Annotated in this window: 18 protein-coding genes; 9 read left to right on the top strand and 9 right to left on the bottom strand. The window is 68.7% G+C overall.

Annotated features, from left to right (window positions below; all coding sequences use genetic code 11):
- Nucleotides 1–316: 316 nt before the first annotated feature.
- Nucleotides 317–2,056, top strand: coding sequence for an AfsR/SARP family transcriptional regulator (locus tag QSK35_RS30830; RefSeq protein ID WP_285751084.1), 1,740 nt, complete (start codon nt 317–319; stop codon nt 2,054–2,056).
- Here the strand turns inward: QSK35_RS30830 and QSK35_RS30825 are convergent.
- Nucleotides 2,025–2,453 (bottom strand): hypothetical protein, encoded by a 429-nt coding sequence (locus tag QSK35_RS30825; RefSeq protein WP_285751083.1) that lies wholly within the window; start codon nt 2,451–2,453, stop codon nt 2,025–2,027. The genes QSK35_RS30830 and QSK35_RS30825 overlap by 32 nt on opposite strands.
- 158 nt (nt 2,454–2,611) lie before the next feature.
- On the opposite strand from QSK35_RS30825, the gene QSK35_RS30820 reads away from it, so the two are divergent.
- On the top strand, nt 2,612–3,223 hold the full coding sequence (locus tag QSK35_RS30820) for a class I SAM-dependent methyltransferase (RefSeq protein ID WP_285751082.1): 612 nt from the start codon (nt 2,612–2,614) through the stop codon (nt 3,221–3,223).
- Nucleotides 3,224–3,277: 54 nt separating this feature from the next.
- On the opposite strand, the gene QSK35_RS30815 is transcribed toward QSK35_RS30820, so the two are convergent.
- From QSK35_RS30815 to QSK35_RS30805, 3 genes are all read right to left on the bottom strand, one after another.
- A complete protein-coding gene (locus QSK35_RS30815) occupies nt 3,278–3,505 on the bottom strand; it encodes a hypothetical protein (RefSeq protein WP_285751081.1) in 228 nt (75 codons plus the stop codon).
- A 75-nt stretch (nt 3,506–3,580) separates the two neighbouring features.
- Nucleotides 3,581–4,006: a phosphohydrolase gene (locus QSK35_RS30810; RefSeq protein ID WP_285751080.1), complete on the bottom strand. Its 426-nt coding sequence runs from the start codon at nt 4,004–4,006 to the stop codon at nt 3,581–3,583.
- 9 nt (nt 4,007–4,015) lie between these two features.
- Entirely contained in the window at nt 4,016–5,155 is a 1,140-nt protein-coding gene (locus QSK35_RS30805; protein ID WP_285751079.1) for an SGNH/GDSL hydrolase family protein, read from the bottom strand.
- A gap of 128 nt (nt 5,156–5,283) precedes the next feature.
- Between QSK35_RS30805 and QSK35_RS30800 the strand changes: the two genes are divergently transcribed.
- The 3 genes from QSK35_RS30800 to QSK35_RS30790 all read left to right on the top strand — a co-directional run bounded on the left by QSK35_RS30800 (nt 5,284) and on the right by QSK35_RS30790 (nt 9,510).
- Nucleotides 5,284–6,741 carry a chitinase gene (locus QSK35_RS30800; RefSeq protein ID WP_285751078.1) on the top strand — a complete coding sequence of 486 codons (1,458 nt, stop codon included), beginning with the start codon at nt 5,284–5,286 and terminating at the stop codon, nt 6,739–6,741.
- A 149-nt stretch (nt 6,742–6,890) separates the two neighbouring features.
- Nucleotides 6,891–7,937, top strand: a complete 1,047-nt coding sequence (locus QSK35_RS30795) for an NAD(P)H-dependent flavin oxidoreductase (protein WP_285751077.1) — start codon at nt 6,891–6,893, stop codon at nt 7,935–7,937.
- A gap of 10 nt (nt 7,938–7,947) precedes the next feature.
- Nucleotides 7,948–9,510 carry a DUF885 domain-containing protein gene (locus QSK35_RS30790; protein WP_352244162.1) on the top strand — a complete coding sequence of 521 codons (1,563 nt, stop codon included), beginning with the start codon at nt 7,948–7,950 and terminating at the stop codon, nt 9,508–9,510.
- On the opposite strand, the gene QSK35_RS30785 is transcribed toward QSK35_RS30790, so the two are convergent.
- Both QSK35_RS30785 and QSK35_RS30780 read right to left on the bottom strand, forming a co-directional pair.
- Nucleotides 9,464–10,882: an amino acid permease gene (locus tag QSK35_RS30785; RefSeq protein WP_285751075.1), complete on the bottom strand. Its 1,419-nt coding sequence runs from the start codon at nt 10,880–10,882 to the stop codon at nt 9,464–9,466. The two genes, QSK35_RS30790 and QSK35_RS30785, sit on opposite strands and share 47 nt — an antisense overlap.
- Nucleotides 10,883–10,992: 110 nt before the next feature.
- Entirely contained in the window at nt 10,993–11,958 is a 966-nt protein-coding gene (locus tag QSK35_RS30780) for a zinc-binding dehydrogenase (RefSeq protein WP_285751074.1), read from the bottom strand.
- A 70-nt stretch (nt 11,959–12,028) separates the two neighbouring features.
- Here QSK35_RS30780 and QSK35_RS30775 point away from each other — a divergent pair, with 70 nt between their 5' ends.
- Genes QSK35_RS30775 through QSK35_RS30760 form a run of 4 tightly spaced genes read left to right on the top strand, consistent with a single transcriptional unit; the run spans nt 12,029 to nt 13,413 of the window.
- Nucleotides 12,029–12,238, top strand: a complete 210-nt coding sequence (locus tag QSK35_RS30775; RefSeq protein WP_285751073.1) for a hypothetical protein — start codon at nt 12,029–12,031, stop codon at nt 12,236–12,238.
- Nucleotides 12,235–12,657 carry a guanyl-specific ribonuclease gene (locus QSK35_RS30770; RefSeq protein ID WP_285751072.1) on the top strand — a complete coding sequence of 141 codons (423 nt, stop codon included), beginning with the start codon at nt 12,235–12,237 and terminating at the stop codon, nt 12,655–12,657. Before QSK35_RS30775 ends, QSK35_RS30770 begins: the two co-directional genes overlap by 4 nt.
- Nucleotides 12,654–12,965, top strand: coding sequence for a barstar family protein (locus QSK35_RS30765; protein ID WP_285751071.1), 312 nt, complete (start codon nt 12,654–12,656; stop codon nt 12,963–12,965). Before QSK35_RS30770 ends, QSK35_RS30765 begins: the two co-directional genes overlap by 4 nt.
- Nucleotides 12,966–13,008: 43 nt before the next feature.
- The gene (locus QSK35_RS30760) at nt 13,009–13,413 is read left to right on the top strand and encodes a hypothetical protein (protein ID WP_285751070.1); all 405 of its coding nucleotides are present in this window, start codon (nt 13,009–13,011) and stop codon (nt 13,411–13,413) included.
- Here the strand turns inward: QSK35_RS30760 and QSK35_RS30755 are convergent.
- The 3 genes from QSK35_RS30755 to QSK35_RS30745 all read right to left on the bottom strand — a co-directional run bounded on the left by QSK35_RS30755 (nt 13,410) and on the right by QSK35_RS30745 (nt 15,633).
- Nucleotides 13,410–14,174 (bottom strand): enoyl-CoA hydratase-related protein, encoded by a 765-nt coding sequence (locus tag QSK35_RS30755; RefSeq protein ID WP_285751068.1) that lies wholly within the window; start codon nt 14,172–14,174, stop codon nt 13,410–13,412. The genes QSK35_RS30760 and QSK35_RS30755 overlap by 4 nt on opposite strands.
- Nucleotides 14,175–14,269: 95 nt before the next feature.
- Nucleotides 14,270–14,881 (bottom strand): cyclase, encoded by a 612-nt coding sequence (locus QSK35_RS30750; RefSeq protein WP_285751067.1) that lies wholly within the window; start codon nt 14,879–14,881, stop codon nt 14,270–14,272.
- Between the two features lie 239 nt (nt 14,882–15,120).
- Entirely contained in the window at nt 15,121–15,633 is a 513-nt protein-coding gene (locus tag QSK35_RS30745; RefSeq protein WP_285751065.1) for a hypothetical protein, read from the bottom strand.
- Between the last annotated feature and the right edge of the window lie 39 nt (nt 15,634–15,672).

The following is a 15,672-nucleotide window of genomic DNA, read 5'->3' as shown; positions in this document are numbered from 1 at the left end:
GGCAAGGGCAAGAAGTAGGGCTGGCAAGAAGCGGATACGGTGCTGGTCTTGGGGCGGGTGGAGGTGCCGCAGGAGGCCTTCGTCGCCGCGCTGTCCACGGAAGACTCGTCGGGCAAGGGCAAGAAGTAGGGCTGGCAAGAAGCGGATACGGTGCTGGTCTTGGGGCGGGTGGAGGTGCCGCAGGAGGCCTTCGTCGCCGCGCTGTCCACGGAAGACTCGTCGGGCAAGGGCAAGAAGTAGCGTTCGGGTTCGAACCCGCCAAAAGGATCGTCGACCCCCTTGGACGCCAATACGTTGGCGCCCAAGGGGGTTTCGGGTGAGAACCAAGCAAGAGTTCGGTCTGCTGGGCGGGTTTCAGGCTCCGGCGGCGTTGCCCGCCAAGCCGCGAGTAGTGCTCGCCGCGCTGCTGCTGGCCGAGGGGACGCCGGTCACCGTGGACGCGTTGGCGGAGGCGGTGTGGGGCGACAGCCCGCCGGGCTCGGCCCGGTCTACGTTGCAGGTCCATGTTCTCCGGGTGCGGCGGGCGCTGGCCGGCCACCTCGTGCAGACCCGTCCAGGCGCCTATGTGGTGCCGGTCGACGTGGCGGTGTGCGACGTCACCGAGTTTCACGATCTGTTGCGCCGGGCCCGCGCCACGACCGACCCCGAGCAGGAGCACGCCGCGCTGACCGGTGCGCTGGCGTTGTGGCGTGGACCCGCGCTGGCCGACATCGACTCGGATCTCCTGCACCGCACCGAGGGCGCCCGGCTGGAGGAGTTGCGGCTCGATGCCGTCGAACGCCGGGCCGAGCTCGCGCTGGCGCTGGGCAGGCCGGACGAGGTCGTCGCCGACCTGACCGCGGTCGTGCGCGACCACCCGCTGCGTGAGATCGCGTGGGCTCATCTGCTGGAAGCGTTGCGGTACACCGGACGCCGTGCCGAGGCGCTGGCCGCGTACCACCGCGTCCGGATCCTGCTGCGCGACGAGTTGGGCACGGCCCCGCATCCGCGGGTGCAGGCAGCACACCGTGCCGTGCTCGCCGATGAGCGGCCCGTCGTCCCGGCGCAGCTCCCGTGCGAGGTGCCGGTGTTCGTCGGACGGCCACGCGATCGCGAACGGCTCCGCGACGCCCTGACGGCAGCTCCGCTGGTCGTCCTGTCCGGCCCGCCGGGAGTCGGCAAGTCCGCGCTCGCCGTGCACGTGGCCCGCGGTTCGCGGGACCGCTATCCGGACGGACAGCTGCACGCGGACCTGCGTGGTTTCTCCAGCGAGGAGCCGCTGCCCGCACGACTGGTGCTGGAGCGGTTCCTGCGAACGCTCGGCCTGGCGCCGCACCAGGTGCCCGCCGACCAGGGGGAGCAGGTCGCCCTCTACCGCAGCCTGCTGTCGGGCACGCGGACGCTGGTGGTGCTGGACAACGCGGCATCCGCCGGGCAGGTGCGGCCGCTGGTGCCCGGCGACCCGGCGTGCGGCTTGATCGTCACCAGCAGGGACGACATGCCGGGACTCGCGGTCACCGACGGCGCGTCCTCGCTCAGGCTCGCTCCATTGACCGCGGGCGAGGCCGAGGAACTGCTCGTGGCCCTGCTTGGCGTGCGGGGAAAGGCGGAACCCGGCGCACTGCGCGATCTCGCCGACGTGTGCGGCGGGTTTCCGCTGGCGCTGCGAATCGCGGCCGCGAACCTCCGTGCCAACCCGCACCTGGCCGTGGCCGACTACTGCGACGCGTTGCGCGCGGCCCCCGCCGCCAGGCTGCGGCTCGGCGGCGGCGAAATCACCGTGTGCGCGTCGTTCGACCTGTCGCTCGCCCGGCTGTCCCCACCGGCCCGTGCCCTGTACCGGGCCCTCGGTGCGCTGCCCGGTCCGGACTTCTCCCGTACGGCCGCGGTCGAGCTGGTGGACGCGGACGCGTTGGATCGGTTGGTGAACGCGAACCTGGTGACGGCGACCGGAGGCGGGCGCTACCGGATGCACGACCTGATCCGCGAGCACGCGGCGGGCTGTGCGTGCCCGGCTCACTCAGCCGGGCACGCGAGACCGGTCGTTACGGCCAGGTGCAGTAGAGGGTGCCGGTGATACCGCTCGTGAGGCACGCCTGAAGATCCCGGCCGCCGTTCCCGGACAGCACCCACTCGTTCGGCATCTGGCCGTCCTTGACGTCCTGCGGCGCCTGCCGGTAGGAGTGGTCGACGTACTTGCCGTTGGAATACGGGTAGTAGGCCGTCCGGAGCTCGTCGTAGTTCTGGACGCCGCTGCGGATGTTGGCCCGGTACATCCAGTCACCACGGTCCGTGGACCAGCAGTACTCCAGCACGAGCCACCGGCCCATGTCCGACCGCTCCTGCGCGATGTACGGCGTGTACGGGCACGGGAAGAAGTCCGTCGTGCCGACCTCGCCGGCGGACGCCGGTGTGCTGATCACTGTGCCCGCCGCGAACACGGCGAGTCCGATGGCCAATGCTCTCTTCAACATGGTTCCCCAATGTGCGTTGATCGCTTCCGTGAGAACGAAGCTACGAAGCCGCGCTGAAAACCCGCTTACCAAGCGCTGTAAGGGGGTCCGCTGACGGAAAGTTGCTGTTCCGGCAACAGACTTTGCGAGTTGGTCGCCCCAGGGCGCACGGTCTTCGTATGAGCGATGCGCAGGACTTCTGGGAGAGCTTCTACTCCGAACGCGACCAGGTCTGGTCGGGCAACCCCAACCCGCTGCTGGTCCGTGAGGCCGGGCACCTCACGCCCGGCAGCGCGCTGGACATCGGTTGTGCCGAGGGCGGCGACGCCGTGTGGCTGGCGCGCCGAGGCTGGCGGGTTCTTGGTGTGGACGTGTCACAGGTGGCGCTGGACCGTGCCCGCACGCACGCTCTTGACGCCGGCGTCGAGCTCGCCCTGGAGCGGCACGACCTCAAGGTGACGTTTCCCGAGGGGGAGTACGACCTGGTCAGCGCCCAGTTCCTGCACTCGCCCGTCGAGGAGGACGGTGAACGCAACAGCATCCTCACGCGGGCCGCGCAGGCGGTCGCGCCTGGCGGCCATCTGATCATCGGTGGTCACGCGAGTGGTCCGTCGTGGTCTGAGCACAAGGACTACTACTTCCCGACCACCAAGGACGTTCTCGACCACCTCCGGCTCGCCGACAACTGGATCGTCGTGACCGACGAGGTCGTCGAACGCGAGATCACCGGGCCGGAGGGGCAGCGGGAGACGCGCAAGGACAACGTCCTCACGCTCAAACGCCTCTGGTGAAACACGAAGGCCACCCTCGGCGGCATTGCCGGGGTGGCCGTGATGGTCCAACGGTCAGGCGCTGCGGATCAGCCGATCCATCGCCTGACGGTTGATGATCGAGCGGAGCTCGCTCGTCTCCTCGGCCGAGTGCCGGGCGAGGATGGCGTCCAGCTCGAGGCGGTCGCTCTCGGTGGTGTAGCTGGCCAGCTGCCGCTCCAGGCTCTGCCGACGCAGGCGCGCCGCGCGGCGGTCGGCCATGGTCGTGCGCAGGGACTTGACGGACAACGTGTGGCGGGTCATCTCTTCCTTCCTTTGGTTACGAATCCATAATACTCCCTGTTCAGTACATCTGTACCGATTCTGACGGGACCTTGGTCACAACGAGGCGAGGAAGGCGAGCGCGGCGGAGTACTTCGAGCGCAGGCGATCTTGCAGAGCGGGGTCGAGTGCGGCCAGCCGGACCGGCGACATGTTGTCGGCGATGTCGGCGTGCTTGACCACCAGCGCGAGCGGGTTCGCGGCGACACGGGTCAGGTACTGCTCCTGCGGCTCGCCGGGCACCTTGCTCAAAGCCACGACGGCGTCGACGACAACCGGAGGACAGCCGGCGGCGAGCAACGAGTGAGCCGTCATCGGGGTGTCCTCGATGACGTCGTGCAGTACGGCGGCCATGCGGGCGTGTTCACCCTCGACGGACGCCATCACGCGCAACGGATGCCCGATGTAGGGCCGGCCGGACTTGTCGACCTGGCCGTCGTGGGCGTGCCGGGCGATGCGGATCGCGTCGTCGAGGGTGAACACGGGCGACTCCTAGAGCAGCGACAACGAGACCGCCTTCCCCATGGCCTCGTAGCCGGCGTCCGTGAGGTGCAGGCGGTCGTCACGGGCGTAGGCGTCCTGCAGCCAGGTCGGGCGGGCGGGGTCGCGCACGGCCGCGTCGAAGTCGACGACACCGTCGAACTCGCCGGACGTGCGGATCCACTGGTTGACCGCCGAGCGTACGGCTTCGCGCTGCTCCGTGTAGCCCTTGTAGCCGCCCATCGGCGTAATGGTGGCGCCCAGGACGCGGACGCCGCGTTCGTGCGCCAGCGAGATCACCCGCCGATAGCCGTCGCGTAGCTGCTCGAACGACGCCCCTGGGGTCGACTTGATGTCGTTGATGCCCTCCAGGACGATCGCGGTGCGCACGCCCGCGCGGGCCAGGACGTCGCGGGGCGTACGGGTCACGCCGGCGACGCCGTAGGTGCCGTCGCGCAACAACTGGTTGCCGCTGATGCCCGAGTTGACCACGCCGAGCGGGGTGCGGCGGGCGAGGACATCGGTCCAGCGGCGGTGCTGGCCGCCCGTGGAGCCGGAGCCGTCGGTGATGGAATCACCCAGCGCCACAACGGATCCCTGCACCGCGGAGCCCGCGACGGACACCTCGGACAGGTAGTACCAGGAGCCGACCCGCTGCGTGAACGCGTCGCCCGCGACGTCGGCCGCGTGGTCGCCTGAGGCCACGTAGTTCGACTGCAGGGCGCTGCGGTGGTACGTCGGCGTGGCAGGCGCGGTGGACACGTAGATGCTCACCACGATGTCGGTGTCCTCCTTGACCCGCAACGCCACCGGGTCGGACACGAGCTCCTTGCCGCGCGGGATCGTCACCGCGGTGCGGCCGGAGAACAACACCTTGTGCGGCTTCTCGGCCAGAGCGGTGCCCGAGCCGGGGGCGACCGTCACCCGGCCGACGGCGACGGCGTCCGAGCTGAACACGTTGGACAGTCGCACCCGCACCGCCGACCCGCCCACGGTCAGCCGGACGGTGTTGCGCACGGTGTAGGACGTGCCGGTGACATCGGATGTCGTGGGCGTTTGCATAGCCGATCCCCACGACGCGACCCAGGCGGGCGCGGCCGAAGCGGGGGTCGTCAAGCCCAGCAGCAGAGCCAGGACGACGAATATGCGCATGCCACTCCTCAACTCGGGGCGGCGAGCGAGTGCACTGTAATACATCCGATCACTTGCCGAAAGAAGTGGTCTAGTCCATTGTTGGTGCACTCGGAACATGGCCGCCGCATGATTCGTGGAGGTGGACCATGTCCCGAACCAGACGAGTAGCGATCGCGCTGCTGTCCGCGCTGCTCGCCTGCGCTGGTCTGGTGCTCGTGCTGAACGGCAACGCGGTCGCCGCGAACCTCGCGGCGAACAGCGGGTTCGAGTCCGGCAACACGAGCGGCTGGACCTGTACCGGCGGCACGAGCGTCGTGACCAGCCCCAAGCGTTCGGGCAGCTACGCGCTCAGCGCCACGCCCGCGGGCCAGGACAACGCCAGGTGCTCGCAAACCGTTGCGGTGCAACCGAACACGGCCTACAAGCTCAGCGCGTGGGTGCAGGGCAGCTACGTCTACCTCGGTGTCACCGGCGGCGTGGAGAAGAACACCTGGACACCGGGCGCGTCGTCGTTCACCCAGCTGACGGTCGACTTCAACAGCGGCTCGGCCAGCAGCGTCACGATCTACCTGCACGGCTGGTACGGCCAGCCGACGTACTACGCGGACGACGTGAGCCTCGACGGTCCCGGCACGCCGCCCACCACGACCAGCACGAGCACGACCACCACCACGACCACGACGACGACCACCACGGGTCCGCCGCCGAACACCGGCCTGCCCAAGCACGTCCTCACCGGCTACTGGCAGAACTTCTACAACGGCGCCCGCGCCCTGAAGCTCGCAGACGTGCCCACGACGTACGACATCGTCGCCGTCGCGTTCGCGGACGCCACCGGCGTGCCCGGCCAGGTCTCCTTCACCCTCGACTCGGGTCTGTCGAGCCAGCTGGGCGGCTACACCGACGCGCAGTTCAAGGCGGACATCCGGACCCTGCAGAACCGCGGCCAGAAGGTGATCATCTCGGTCGGCGGCCAGAACGGCACGATCAGCGTCGGCGACTCCACGTCGGCGACCAACTTCGCCAACAGCGTCAAGTCGCTGATCTCCAACTACGGCTTCAACGGCGTCGACATCGACCTGGAGAACGGCGTCAACTCCACCTACATGGGCCAGGCGCTGCGCAGCATCCACGCCGGCGGCGGCACCGTGATCACCATGGCGCCGCAGACGATCGACATGCAGTCCACCGGCATGGAGTACTTCAAGCTGGCGCTGGCGATCAAGGACATCCTCACCATCGTCAACATGCAGTACTACAACTCCGGCACGATGCTCGGCTGCGACCAGAAGGTCTACGGCCAGGGCTCGGTCGACTTCCTGACCGCGCTCGCGTGCATCCAGCTGCAGGGCGGGCTGCGGCCGGACCAGGTGGGCCTCGGCCTGCCCGCGTCGCCGTCCGGAGCGGGTGGCGGCTACCAGTCGCCGTCCAACGTCAACAACGCGCTGAACTGCCTCGCGCGGGGCAGCAACTGCGGTTCTTTCAAGCCGTCCACGACCTGGCCCGCGATCCGGGGCGCCATGACGTGGTCGATCAACTGGGACGCGTCGAACGGCTGGCAGTTCGCCAACACCGTGGCCCCCTACCTGGACACCCTGCCGTAGCCGGGTCGTGAGTGGTTTCCGTCGCCATGGCGACGGAAACCACTCACGACCACCCGGAACCTGGGCAACCCCTGCCGCGACAGGTGACGGGACTCACGAGGCGGGGTGTTCATCGAGCACCCCGCCTCTGGTCAAACTAGGTTGTGGCCATGTTCGACGCACTCACCGTGCCCGTGATCGCCGCGCCGATGGCGGGAGGAGCGTCAACACCCCGGCTCGTCGCGGAGGTCGGCAACGCGGGCGGCTTCGGTTTCCTCGCCGCCGGCTACCTGACGGTCGAGGCGCTGGCCGACGAGATCAGGCGAACGGGCGACCTCACCGATCGCCCCTTCGGGGTGAATTTGTTCGTGCCCGGCACCCGGACCACGACCGACCTCACCGGCTACCAGGAGCGCGTGCGCGCGCAGGCGCGGCCGTTCGGCGTCGAGCCGGGGGAGCCGCGCTGGGACGACGACAACTACGGCGCGAAGCTCGAACTCGTGCTGGCGCAACGCGTTCCGGTCGTCTCGTTCACGTTCGGGCTCCCGGACGCCGACGACGTGCGCCGGCTGCACGCGGCCGGGGCGAAGATCGTCGTCACGGTCACCACCCCCAGCGAGGCCCGGCAGGCGCAGCAGGTCGGCGCGGACGCGTTGTGCGTGCAGGGCGCGGACGCCGGGGCGCACCGCGGGACGTTCAGCGATGACGGCATCTCGCCCGGCGGCGGCGAGCTGTACGGGACGCTCGCCGCGATCAGGCTGGTCGCGGCGAGCGTGGACCTGCCGCTGATCGCGACCGGTGGGCTGGTGCACGGCGCGGACGTCGCGGCGGTGCTCACCGCGGGCGCCGTGGCGGCCCAGCTCGGCACGGCGTTCCTCGGTTGCCCCGAGGCGGGCACCAAGCCCGCGCACCGCGAGGCCCTGCTGGAGGGCGCCCGCCGCACGGCGTTGACGCGCGCGTTCAGCGGGCGGCCCGCGCGCGGGCTGGTCAACCGGTTCCTGATCGAGAACTCGCCGTACGCGCCCGCCGCGTACCCGAACGTGCACCACCTCACCAAGCCCGTCCGCGCGACGGGTGACGTCGAGGTCATGTCGCTGTGGGCGGGGACGACCTATCCGCTGGCGACCGCGGAGCCCGCGGCGGACGTCGTACGCCGGTTGGATCAAGAAGCGCGCGATGCGATCAAATCCGTGGCAGCGAGGTTCGCTCGCGACTAAGAAGGAAGCCGTGACGAGCCTCGCGGACGAACTGTTCATCCTGCTCCTCGACAACGACCCGTTCGTCGGGGCCCTGCTGGGGCTGCCCGGTTACGACGACCGCGTTCAGGACGTCAGCGTGGCAGCGCAGAGCGCGAACCGGCGGCGTGCCACCGAGATCCTCGGCCGCGCCGACGAGGAGACCGATCCGGTCACGCGCGCGGTGATCGTGCAGCAGGCCAACGCGATGATCACCACGATCGACGCGCGGCTGGTCGAGCACACCGTCGCGGACGCTCTCAGCGCGCCGGTCGCGATGCTGTTCTCCCTGCTGCCGATGGTCGACAACACGAAACGGCTGCCGCTGGTCCCGGCATTCGTGCGGCAGGCGGCGGGTCGGTTGCGCGACACCGACCGGCATCCGCTGACCAGGCACGTGCACAACGCGGTCGCGCAGCTCGACGCCTACCTCGCGGGCCCGGTCGCCCAGTGGGAAGCGTCGAACCCGGACGTCGTCCGCACCGCCATGGCCGAGTTCCGCGACGTGCTGCGTACCGAGATCGCGCCGGTCGGCCGGGACGACGACAAAGCCGGGATCTGCTGGCTGCCCGAGGGCGAGGCCAACTACGCCCGGCTCGTCGAGCGCTACACGACCACCAAACGCACGCCGGAAGAGCTGCACCGGCTCGGGCTGGACCTGATCGCGAAGCTGCGCGAGGAGTACGTCGAGATCGGTTCGCGCGTCTTCGGTCTCCGCACGGTGGACGAGGTGTTCGACCGCCTGCGCACCGACCCGGCGCTGCGGTGGCGCGACGAGCAGGAGATGATGGACAAGGCGCGCGGGGTCATCGTCCGCGCGGAAAAGGTTGCGCCGCAATGGTTCGGCAAGCTGCCGTCGTCGAGCTGCCACGTGGCGTTCGTGCCCGAGGCCGACCGCGGGTCCGCGCCGATCGCGTACTACGTCGACCCGTCGCTCGACGGTACGCGGCCGGGCACGTACTTCGTGAACCCCAAGAACGCGACCGAACGGGACCGCACGGTCGCCGAGGCGGTCGCGTTCCACGAAGCCGTGCCGGGACACCACTTCCAGCTCGCGCTGGCCCAACAGCTCGACCTGCCGGACCTGCGCAAGTACGCGTTCATCGAGGCCTATCTCGAAGGCTGGGGCCTGTACGCCGAGCGGCTCGCCGACGAGATGGGCCTCTACTCCGACGACGTGGCCCGCCTCGGCATGCTCACCCAGGACGCGATGCGGGCGGGCCGGCTGGTCGTCGACACCGGCATGCACGCGTTCGGCTGGTCGCGCCGGCGCGCGATCGACTACCTGCGCACGAACACGGTCATGGCGCCGGTGGAGATCGAGGCCGAGATCGACCGGTACATCGAGGTGCCGGGGCAGGCGCTGGCCTACATGGTGGGCCGCATGGAGATCCAGCGCCTGCGCGCTCAGGCCGAGGCCGCGATGGGCGACCGGTTCGACATCAAGGAGTTCCACGACCTCGTGCTCGGCGGCGGCCCGCTGCCACTCGACGCGCTCGCGGACGTGGTCACCGGTTGGTCTTCTCCAGCACCGAGTTCTTCCGCGAGTACGTGAAGTAGACGACCAGGCCGATGAGGAACCACACCGCGAACCGCAACCACGTCGCGGGCGCGAGGAACGTGATCAGCCACAGCGAGAACACGACCCCGATGATCGGCACGATCGGCATGCCCGGCGTCTTGAACGTGCGCGGCAGGTCGGGCTGCTTGTAGCGCAACACGATCACGGCGACGCACACGACGACGAACGCCAGCAGGATGCCGATGTTGGTGAGCTCGGCGGCCTCTGCGATGGGCAGGAAGCCCGCGATGATCGCCGACGCGATGCCGAGCACCCAGGTGATCCGGCTGGGCACGTGCTTCACCGGGTGCGTCTTCGAGAACCATTTGGGCAGCAGGCCGTCACGGCTCATCGAGTAGCCCACGCGCGCGGCGCCCAGGAGGAACGTGAAGAGCACGGTGGTGATGCCGAGGATCGCGCCGACGCTGATGATGATGCCCAGCCACTGCAGGCCGACGTCCGAGAACGCCGTGGCGAACGCGCTCTCCGGGTCGACCTTCTGGTAGTTGACCATGCCGGTCAGCACGAGGCAGGCGAGGACGTAGAGCACCATGGAGATCGCCAGCGAGTACATGATCGCCTTCGGCATGTGCCGCTGGGAGTCCTTGGACTCCTCGGCGGCCGTACTCATCGCGTCGTAGCCGAACACGGCGAAGAAGACCGTTGCGGCGCCGGTGAAAGCACCACTCAGCCCGAACGGGAAGAACGGGTTGTAGTTGTCGGTGTTGATGTGGAACACGCCGACCGCGATCACGAGGACGACGACCGCGACCTTGAGGTACACCAGCGTCGTCTCGAACCGCGCCGCGCTCTTCATGCCGAGGTTCAGCACGTACGCGATCAGCAGGCAGAGGATCACCGCGAACAGGTTCACCTTGTACGTGCCCGCGGCGACACCTTCGCCCTCGGTGCCGGGCGCGCCGAGCATCCATTGCGGCAGATGGATGTTCAGCAGGCTCAGCAGTTCGGTGAAGTACCCGCTGATGCCGATCGCCACGACCGCGACGATCGCCGTGTACTCCAGCAGCAGGTCCCAGCCGATGAACCAGCCGACGATCTCACCGAGCACCGCGTAGCCGTAGGTGTACGCGGAACCGGCCTTCGGGATGAGGCCGGCGAACTCCGCATAGGAGAAGGCCGCCGCCGCGCTGGCGATGCCCGCGATCAGGAACGAGATGAGGACGGCGGGCCCGGCGGTCTTGTTCGCGACGGCGCCGGCCAGCGAGAAGATGCCGGCACCGATGATGCCGCCGATCCCGATGGCGGTCAGCTGCCACAGACCGAGTGTTCGGGTGAGCCCGCCGCTGCCTTCCTCTGTTATCTGGTCGATGGGCTTGCGCCGGAAGACGCCTTGCGCCGTCGTCATGCTTCATCTCCCTTGATGAGTGGACCTCGGCGAAACCTATGCGTGTCAACTGTCACGCGGTTTGTCCGATCGCACCAATCACGGGCGGCGGCTTTGTGCGATTCGGCTGTTTATCGCGTGAAGACGATCTTCCCTGCCGTCTCACCCTCCAGCATGGCGCGGAAACCCTGCTCGGCCTCTTCGAACTTCAGTTCCGTGCCGATCTGGGGGCGCAGGCCGTTGAGCTCGCAGAACGCCAGCAGGTCCGCCAGCTCGTCGCGCGTGCCCATGGTCGAACCGACGACCCGCAACTGCAGGAAGAACAGCCGCTGCAGCTCGGCGGCCGTCGCGTCACCGCTGGTGGCGCCGGAGATGACCACGATGCCGCCCGGCTTGAGCGCCTTCATGGAGTGCGACCAGGTCGCCTTGCCGACCGTCTCGAACACCGCGTCCACCCGCTCGGGCAGCCGCGCGCCGGACTCGAACGTCGCGTGCGCGCCGAGGTTCTCCGCGAGCGCCCGCTTCTCCTCGCTGCGGCCGGTCACCCACACGCGGTAGCCCGCGGCGCGGCCGAGCTGGATCAACGCCGTCGACACGCCGCCGGACGCGCCCTGCACGAGCATCGTCTGGCCGGGCCGCAGGCCGGACTTCACGAACAGCATCCGGTACGCCGTCAGCCAGGCCGTGCCCATGCAGGCGGCCTCGGCGAAGGTCAGGCCCTTCGGCTTCGGCAGCGCGTTGCGCTTCGGAACGATGACGTAGTCCGCGAACGTGCCCTGGTGCTTCTCGGTGAGCAGCGTGCGCTTGGGGTCGAGCGTCTCCTCGCCGGACCACTCCGGGTCGCCGATGACCGAGTGCAGGACGACCTCGGTGCCGTCCTCCAGCACTCCGGCACCATCGCAGCCGAGGATCATCGGGAACTGTTCGGGCTTGATGCCGACGCCGCGCAGCGTCCACAGGTCGTGCATGTTCAGGCTCGCCGCTTTGACGGCGACGCGCACCCAACCCTCGGGTGCCTCCGGTTCGGGGCGCTCACCGATGGTGAGCGACGCGAGCGGGTCTTCACGGTTGGGCTCAGCTGCGTAAACGGCGAACATGTCCAGCAACATACCGAGCCTTCACCAGGCGAAAGCCCGTGACTCGGGTCACGAGGCTAGGCTCGTGGTCGTGGATTGGCTGGCGCAGTGGTGGGACGGGGTCGAGCTGTGGCTCGTCCAGCTACCCGTCGCCTTGCAGTTTCCCGTGGTGATGGTCGTGATCCTGCCGCTCTGCCTGGGCGTGGCGCGGCTCATCGACCGCGTCGCGGACTGGGGCGCGAAGGACACTCCGGCGGCCCCCGAGGCCGACATCCCGGAGCCCGAGAAGGTTCCCGCGTGAGCCCTGGCCGTCGCCTCACCGTCGCGCTGGTGGGCCTGATCGCGCTGGTCGTGGTCGGCTGGTTCGTCCGCGACGTGGCATCCGCCCCGGACAAGCCTGCGGTCACCTCCTCGGTGCCCGGCTCGGACTCGGGCCTGCCGGTCAAGGCGCTGTCGTCGTTGCCCGGCGAGGCGGACAAGACCTACAAGCTGATCCAGTCCAATGGGCCGTTCCCGTACCCGCGCAACGACGGGGTGACGTTCCAGAACCGGGAAAAGCGCCTGCCCGCCAAGAAGTCCGACTACTACCGGGAGTACACCGTGCCGACGCCGGGCAGCCCGGACCGCGGCGCGCGCCGGCTGATCACCGGGTCGCAGCGCGAGGTGTACTACACGGCCGACCACTACGAGTCCTTCGTCGTCGTGGACGTGTCCAAATGACCCCGGAACAGGCCCTCCTCTGGGCCCGTGACCGCGGCGCCCACCCACACGTGGCGGCGCAATCGGACGGCAGGAAAGCCCAGATCGCGGCGATCGCGGCCGCACTGTCCTTTCCGGACTGGTTCGGGCACAACCTGGATGCGTTGTACGACAGCCTTACTGACCTGTCGTGGCTCGAAAAGGGCGAGCACGTGCTGATCGTGCAGTCCACTCTGGACGGTCTGGTCGAGGACGTGCTCCGTGACGCGCAGAAGCGGACCGCCGTATCGGGTGACAGGATCCTGAAAGTGATTCACACCGAACGGTGACTTGTGCTGCGCTCGGGCCTTTCCGGGTGGACAGTGCGAGGCCATGGGAAAGCTTTCTGCTGCCGTGGTGCTCGCTCTCCTCGGCTCCTTGGCGCCGGTTCCCGCGTATGCCGACGGCGACCCCGGCTGCACCTTCGAAGAAGCGTTCACACCGTTCGACACAACAGACGGCGACAACCCCGTGGTCATGCAGACGGGGCGCGTGGTCGAGCTGCGGGCGTCCAACAAGACGAAATGCGCCTGGGGGCGGCTGTCGTCCGGGACGCCCGGCGAGGAGATCTGGACCGACCGGCGGCGGCCGGACGGGTCGGAGTACGAGGGGTTCCTCGGCTACACGCGGATCGACTCCGGGGACGCCAAGTACACCGATCCGTTCAGCAACGACGGCAAGGTGATGCGCGCGTGCGGCTCGTCGCACGGCATCATCGAGTGCACGGGCTGGTTCTAGTTTTTTGGCACCCAGCTCGGCTTGCGCTTCTCGCGGAACGCCGCGATGCCCTCCTGCCCCTCCGGCCCGCCGAAGTGCTGCGCCGAGAGCTCGAGCATGTCCGCGAAGACCTTGCTGAGCTCGTGCGAACGCGGATCCTGCAGCATCCGCTTGGTGGCGGCCAGGGCGTTGGGCGCGCCGAGCGCCAGCATGTCGGTGTAGCGGCGCACCTCGTCGTCGACGCGGTCCGCGGGCACCGCCGAGTTGAGCAGCCCGATCTGCACGGCCCGTGGCGCGTCGAACGCCTCACCGGTGAGGAACAGCTCGTGCGCGGCGCGCGGCAGGAGGCGGGGGAGCACGGTCACCGAGATGACGGCCGGCACGACGCCGATGCGGACCTCACTGAACGCGAACGTCGCCTCGTTGGCCGCGACCGCGATGTCGCACGCGGCGACGATGCCGACGCCGCCCGCGCGGGCCGGGCCCTTCAGGGCCGCGACCACCGGCTTCGGGCTGGTCCAGAGCTGTTCGAGGATTGCCGGGAACTCGTTGACGCCCTGGTCCTCGGCCGAGGCGCCCGCGGCCTCCTTGAGGTCCATGCCCGAGCAGAACACCGAGCCGGTGTGGGTCAGGACGATGACGCGTACCGCGTCGTCCTCGATCGCCGTGGTCAGGCCGTCACGCAGTTCCTGCCGCAGCTGCCTGGACAGGGCGTTGCGGTTGGACGGCGAGTCCAGCGTGATCGTCGCGATGCCGCGTTGCACCTCGTAGTGGACCAACATGCGGCAGAGCCTAACCACACGGTCGTGAGTGATCAGAGGCCCTCTGACCACTCACGACCACGGGTGCCCGGCAGGGGGTTGGGCACCCGTCCTGGTCAGCTGATCGTGGTGCTGGTGAGGACCGGGCTCGGGTCGGGGTAACCGCCCGCGTTGGCGTCGACTTTGAAACCGAACGCGATGATCGTCGCGACGAACGTCAGGCCGGGAGCGTCATAGCTGGTGCCGCCGAGCTTCGTCTCGACCTTGCCGGTGCCGCCCGCCTGCAGGTTGATCGTCACGGTCGGCAGCTCGAACGCCGCGCCACCCTTGAGCGGGCCGGGCACCTTGAGCACGACGTCGTTGCCCTCCAGGCCGACCGTCGGCGTGGAGTTGAGGCCCGAGCCGCCTTCGAGCGAGGCGGACTGGAACTTCGAGTTGCCGGGTACGGGCATCTTCAACACGAAGTTCTTGATCTCGACGACCTGGTAGCCGCCGGCTTCGGCCGGGATCTGGTTGGGCGCGGGGTCGATGGTGACCTTGACGGATCCGTTGGGCGCCACGGTCTCCGGCGCCGTCGCGTCGAGGCCCTGGTTGAAGGTGAACTCGCTGGACTGGCCCAGGGCGGTTGCCTTGACCTTGAAGACGATCGAGTGCGGTGCTGCCGACGCCTGGGAGGTCAGCGCCAACATCGGTACCAGTACGAGGGCTGCGATTCCGGCTAGCTTCATGGCCTCTCCCCGTTGAGGTGGCGAGGACATCCAGCGCGCCGCGGCGTAACTCTCTGCCTACTCATGAGTAGGTTTCACGTCAACATTTCACAGTTCACATCGCCCGTTCGGTCGCACGTGGTGCGGGGTCGTTTGGGCGCATCTCTACCGTGCTAGTATTGGCGCATCGCCTCTCCCACTAGGGAGGGGAAGTGAGCCCAGGTGCGCTTCCGGACGGTTGCTGCCTGGGCTTCGCGCTTTCACGCATTGTTCGGCAGCACGGTCACAATCGGTGCGACGCGCCGGTGCCAGTCACCGCCTGCGCCCAGGCACCACGCGACCGCGTCGCTCACCCAGAGGGCTGGCTCAGCCGACGACTGAATGTGCTCGTACACCAAGCCGGCGTCGCGCAACTTCGTGCGGGCAAGCACTATGCGGTCGCGGCCATTGCCCGCTGGATCCCGCGAGTCGAGCACGAGTCTGGTGACGCCCCGGTTGATGGCCTCCTCCGCCAATCGCTCCAGCAAGCCTGCGCGGGCTGCCTCGCCCCGTGCGGGCACGGCCAGCGCGATCACCTCGAATGACTTCTCGACAAGGCGCGACACGATGTATTTCCGCCTGGAGTCCTTCTCGGACTTGAAATGCACACGTCGTTCACCCGGCAGCAGCAGGCCGCGCATCGTCGACCTGGTGGAATGGAGGGCGGAGGGGGCGACGACTGTGGCAGCGAGGAGGTAGCCGCCCCGCTCGGTCTCGTCGACGAACATATGCATCCAAACAGGATCTCACGTGGTGTGACCGATCCTGTACGC

Origin of the sequence: Lentzea sp. NBRC 105346 (assembly GCF_030269605.1) — a bacterium.
GTDB lineage: Bacteria > Actinomycetota > Actinomycetes > Mycobacteriales > Pseudonocardiaceae > Lentzea.
This window is presented reverse-complemented; position numbering and strand designations above follow the sequence as displayed.

Excerpts from the sequence above, each read along its gene's own strand:
- QSK35_RS30755 (WP_285751068.1), bottom strand. The coding sequence starts at position 14,174 with ATGTTGGTCCACTACGAGGTGCAACGCGGCATCGCGACGATCACGCTG.
- QSK35_RS30745 (WP_285751065.1), bottom strand. The coding sequence starts at position 15,633 with ATGCATATGTTCGTCGACGAGACCGAGCGGGGCGGCTACCTCCTCGCT.
- QSK35_RS30765 (WP_285751071.1), top strand. The coding sequence starts at position 12,654 with ATGACCCCGGAACAGGCCCTCCTCTGGGCCCGTGACCGCGGCGCCCAC.
- QSK35_RS30750 (WP_285751067.1), bottom strand. The coding sequence starts at position 14,881 with ATGAAGCTAGCCGGAATCGCAGCCCTCGTACTGGTACCGATGTTGGCG.
- QSK35_RS30825 (WP_285751083.1), bottom strand. The coding sequence starts at position 2,453 with ATGTTGAAGAGAGCATTGGCCATCGGACTCGCCGTGTTCGCGGCGGGC.
- QSK35_RS30820 (WP_285751082.1), top strand. The coding sequence starts at position 2,612 with ATGAGCGATGCGCAGGACTTCTGGGAGAGCTTCTACTCCGAACGCGAC.
- QSK35_RS30780 (WP_285751074.1), bottom strand. The coding sequence starts at position 11,958 with ATGTTCGCCGTTTACGCAGCTGAGCCCAACCGTGAAGACCCGCTCGCG.
- QSK35_RS30815 (WP_285751081.1), bottom strand. The coding sequence starts at position 3,505 with ATGACCCGCCACACGTTGTCCGTCAAGTCCCTGCGCACGACCATGGCC.
- QSK35_RS30760 (WP_285751070.1), top strand. The coding sequence starts at position 13,009 with ATGGGAAAGCTTTCTGCTGCCGTGGTGCTCGCTCTCCTCGGCTCCTTG.
- QSK35_RS30805 (WP_285751079.1), bottom strand. The coding sequence starts at position 5,155 with ATGCGCATATTCGTCGTCCTGGCTCTGCTGCTGGGCTTGACGACCCCC.
- QSK35_RS30800 (WP_285751078.1), top strand. The coding sequence starts at position 5,284 with ATGTCCCGAACCAGACGAGTAGCGATCGCGCTGCTGTCCGCGCTGCTC.
- QSK35_RS30785 (WP_285751075.1), bottom strand. The coding sequence starts at position 10,882 with ATGACGACGGCGCAAGGCGTCTTCCGGCGCAAGCCCATCGACCAGATA.
- QSK35_RS30795 (WP_285751077.1), top strand. The coding sequence starts at position 6,891 with ATGTTCGACGCACTCACCGTGCCCGTGATCGCCGCGCCGATGGCGGGA.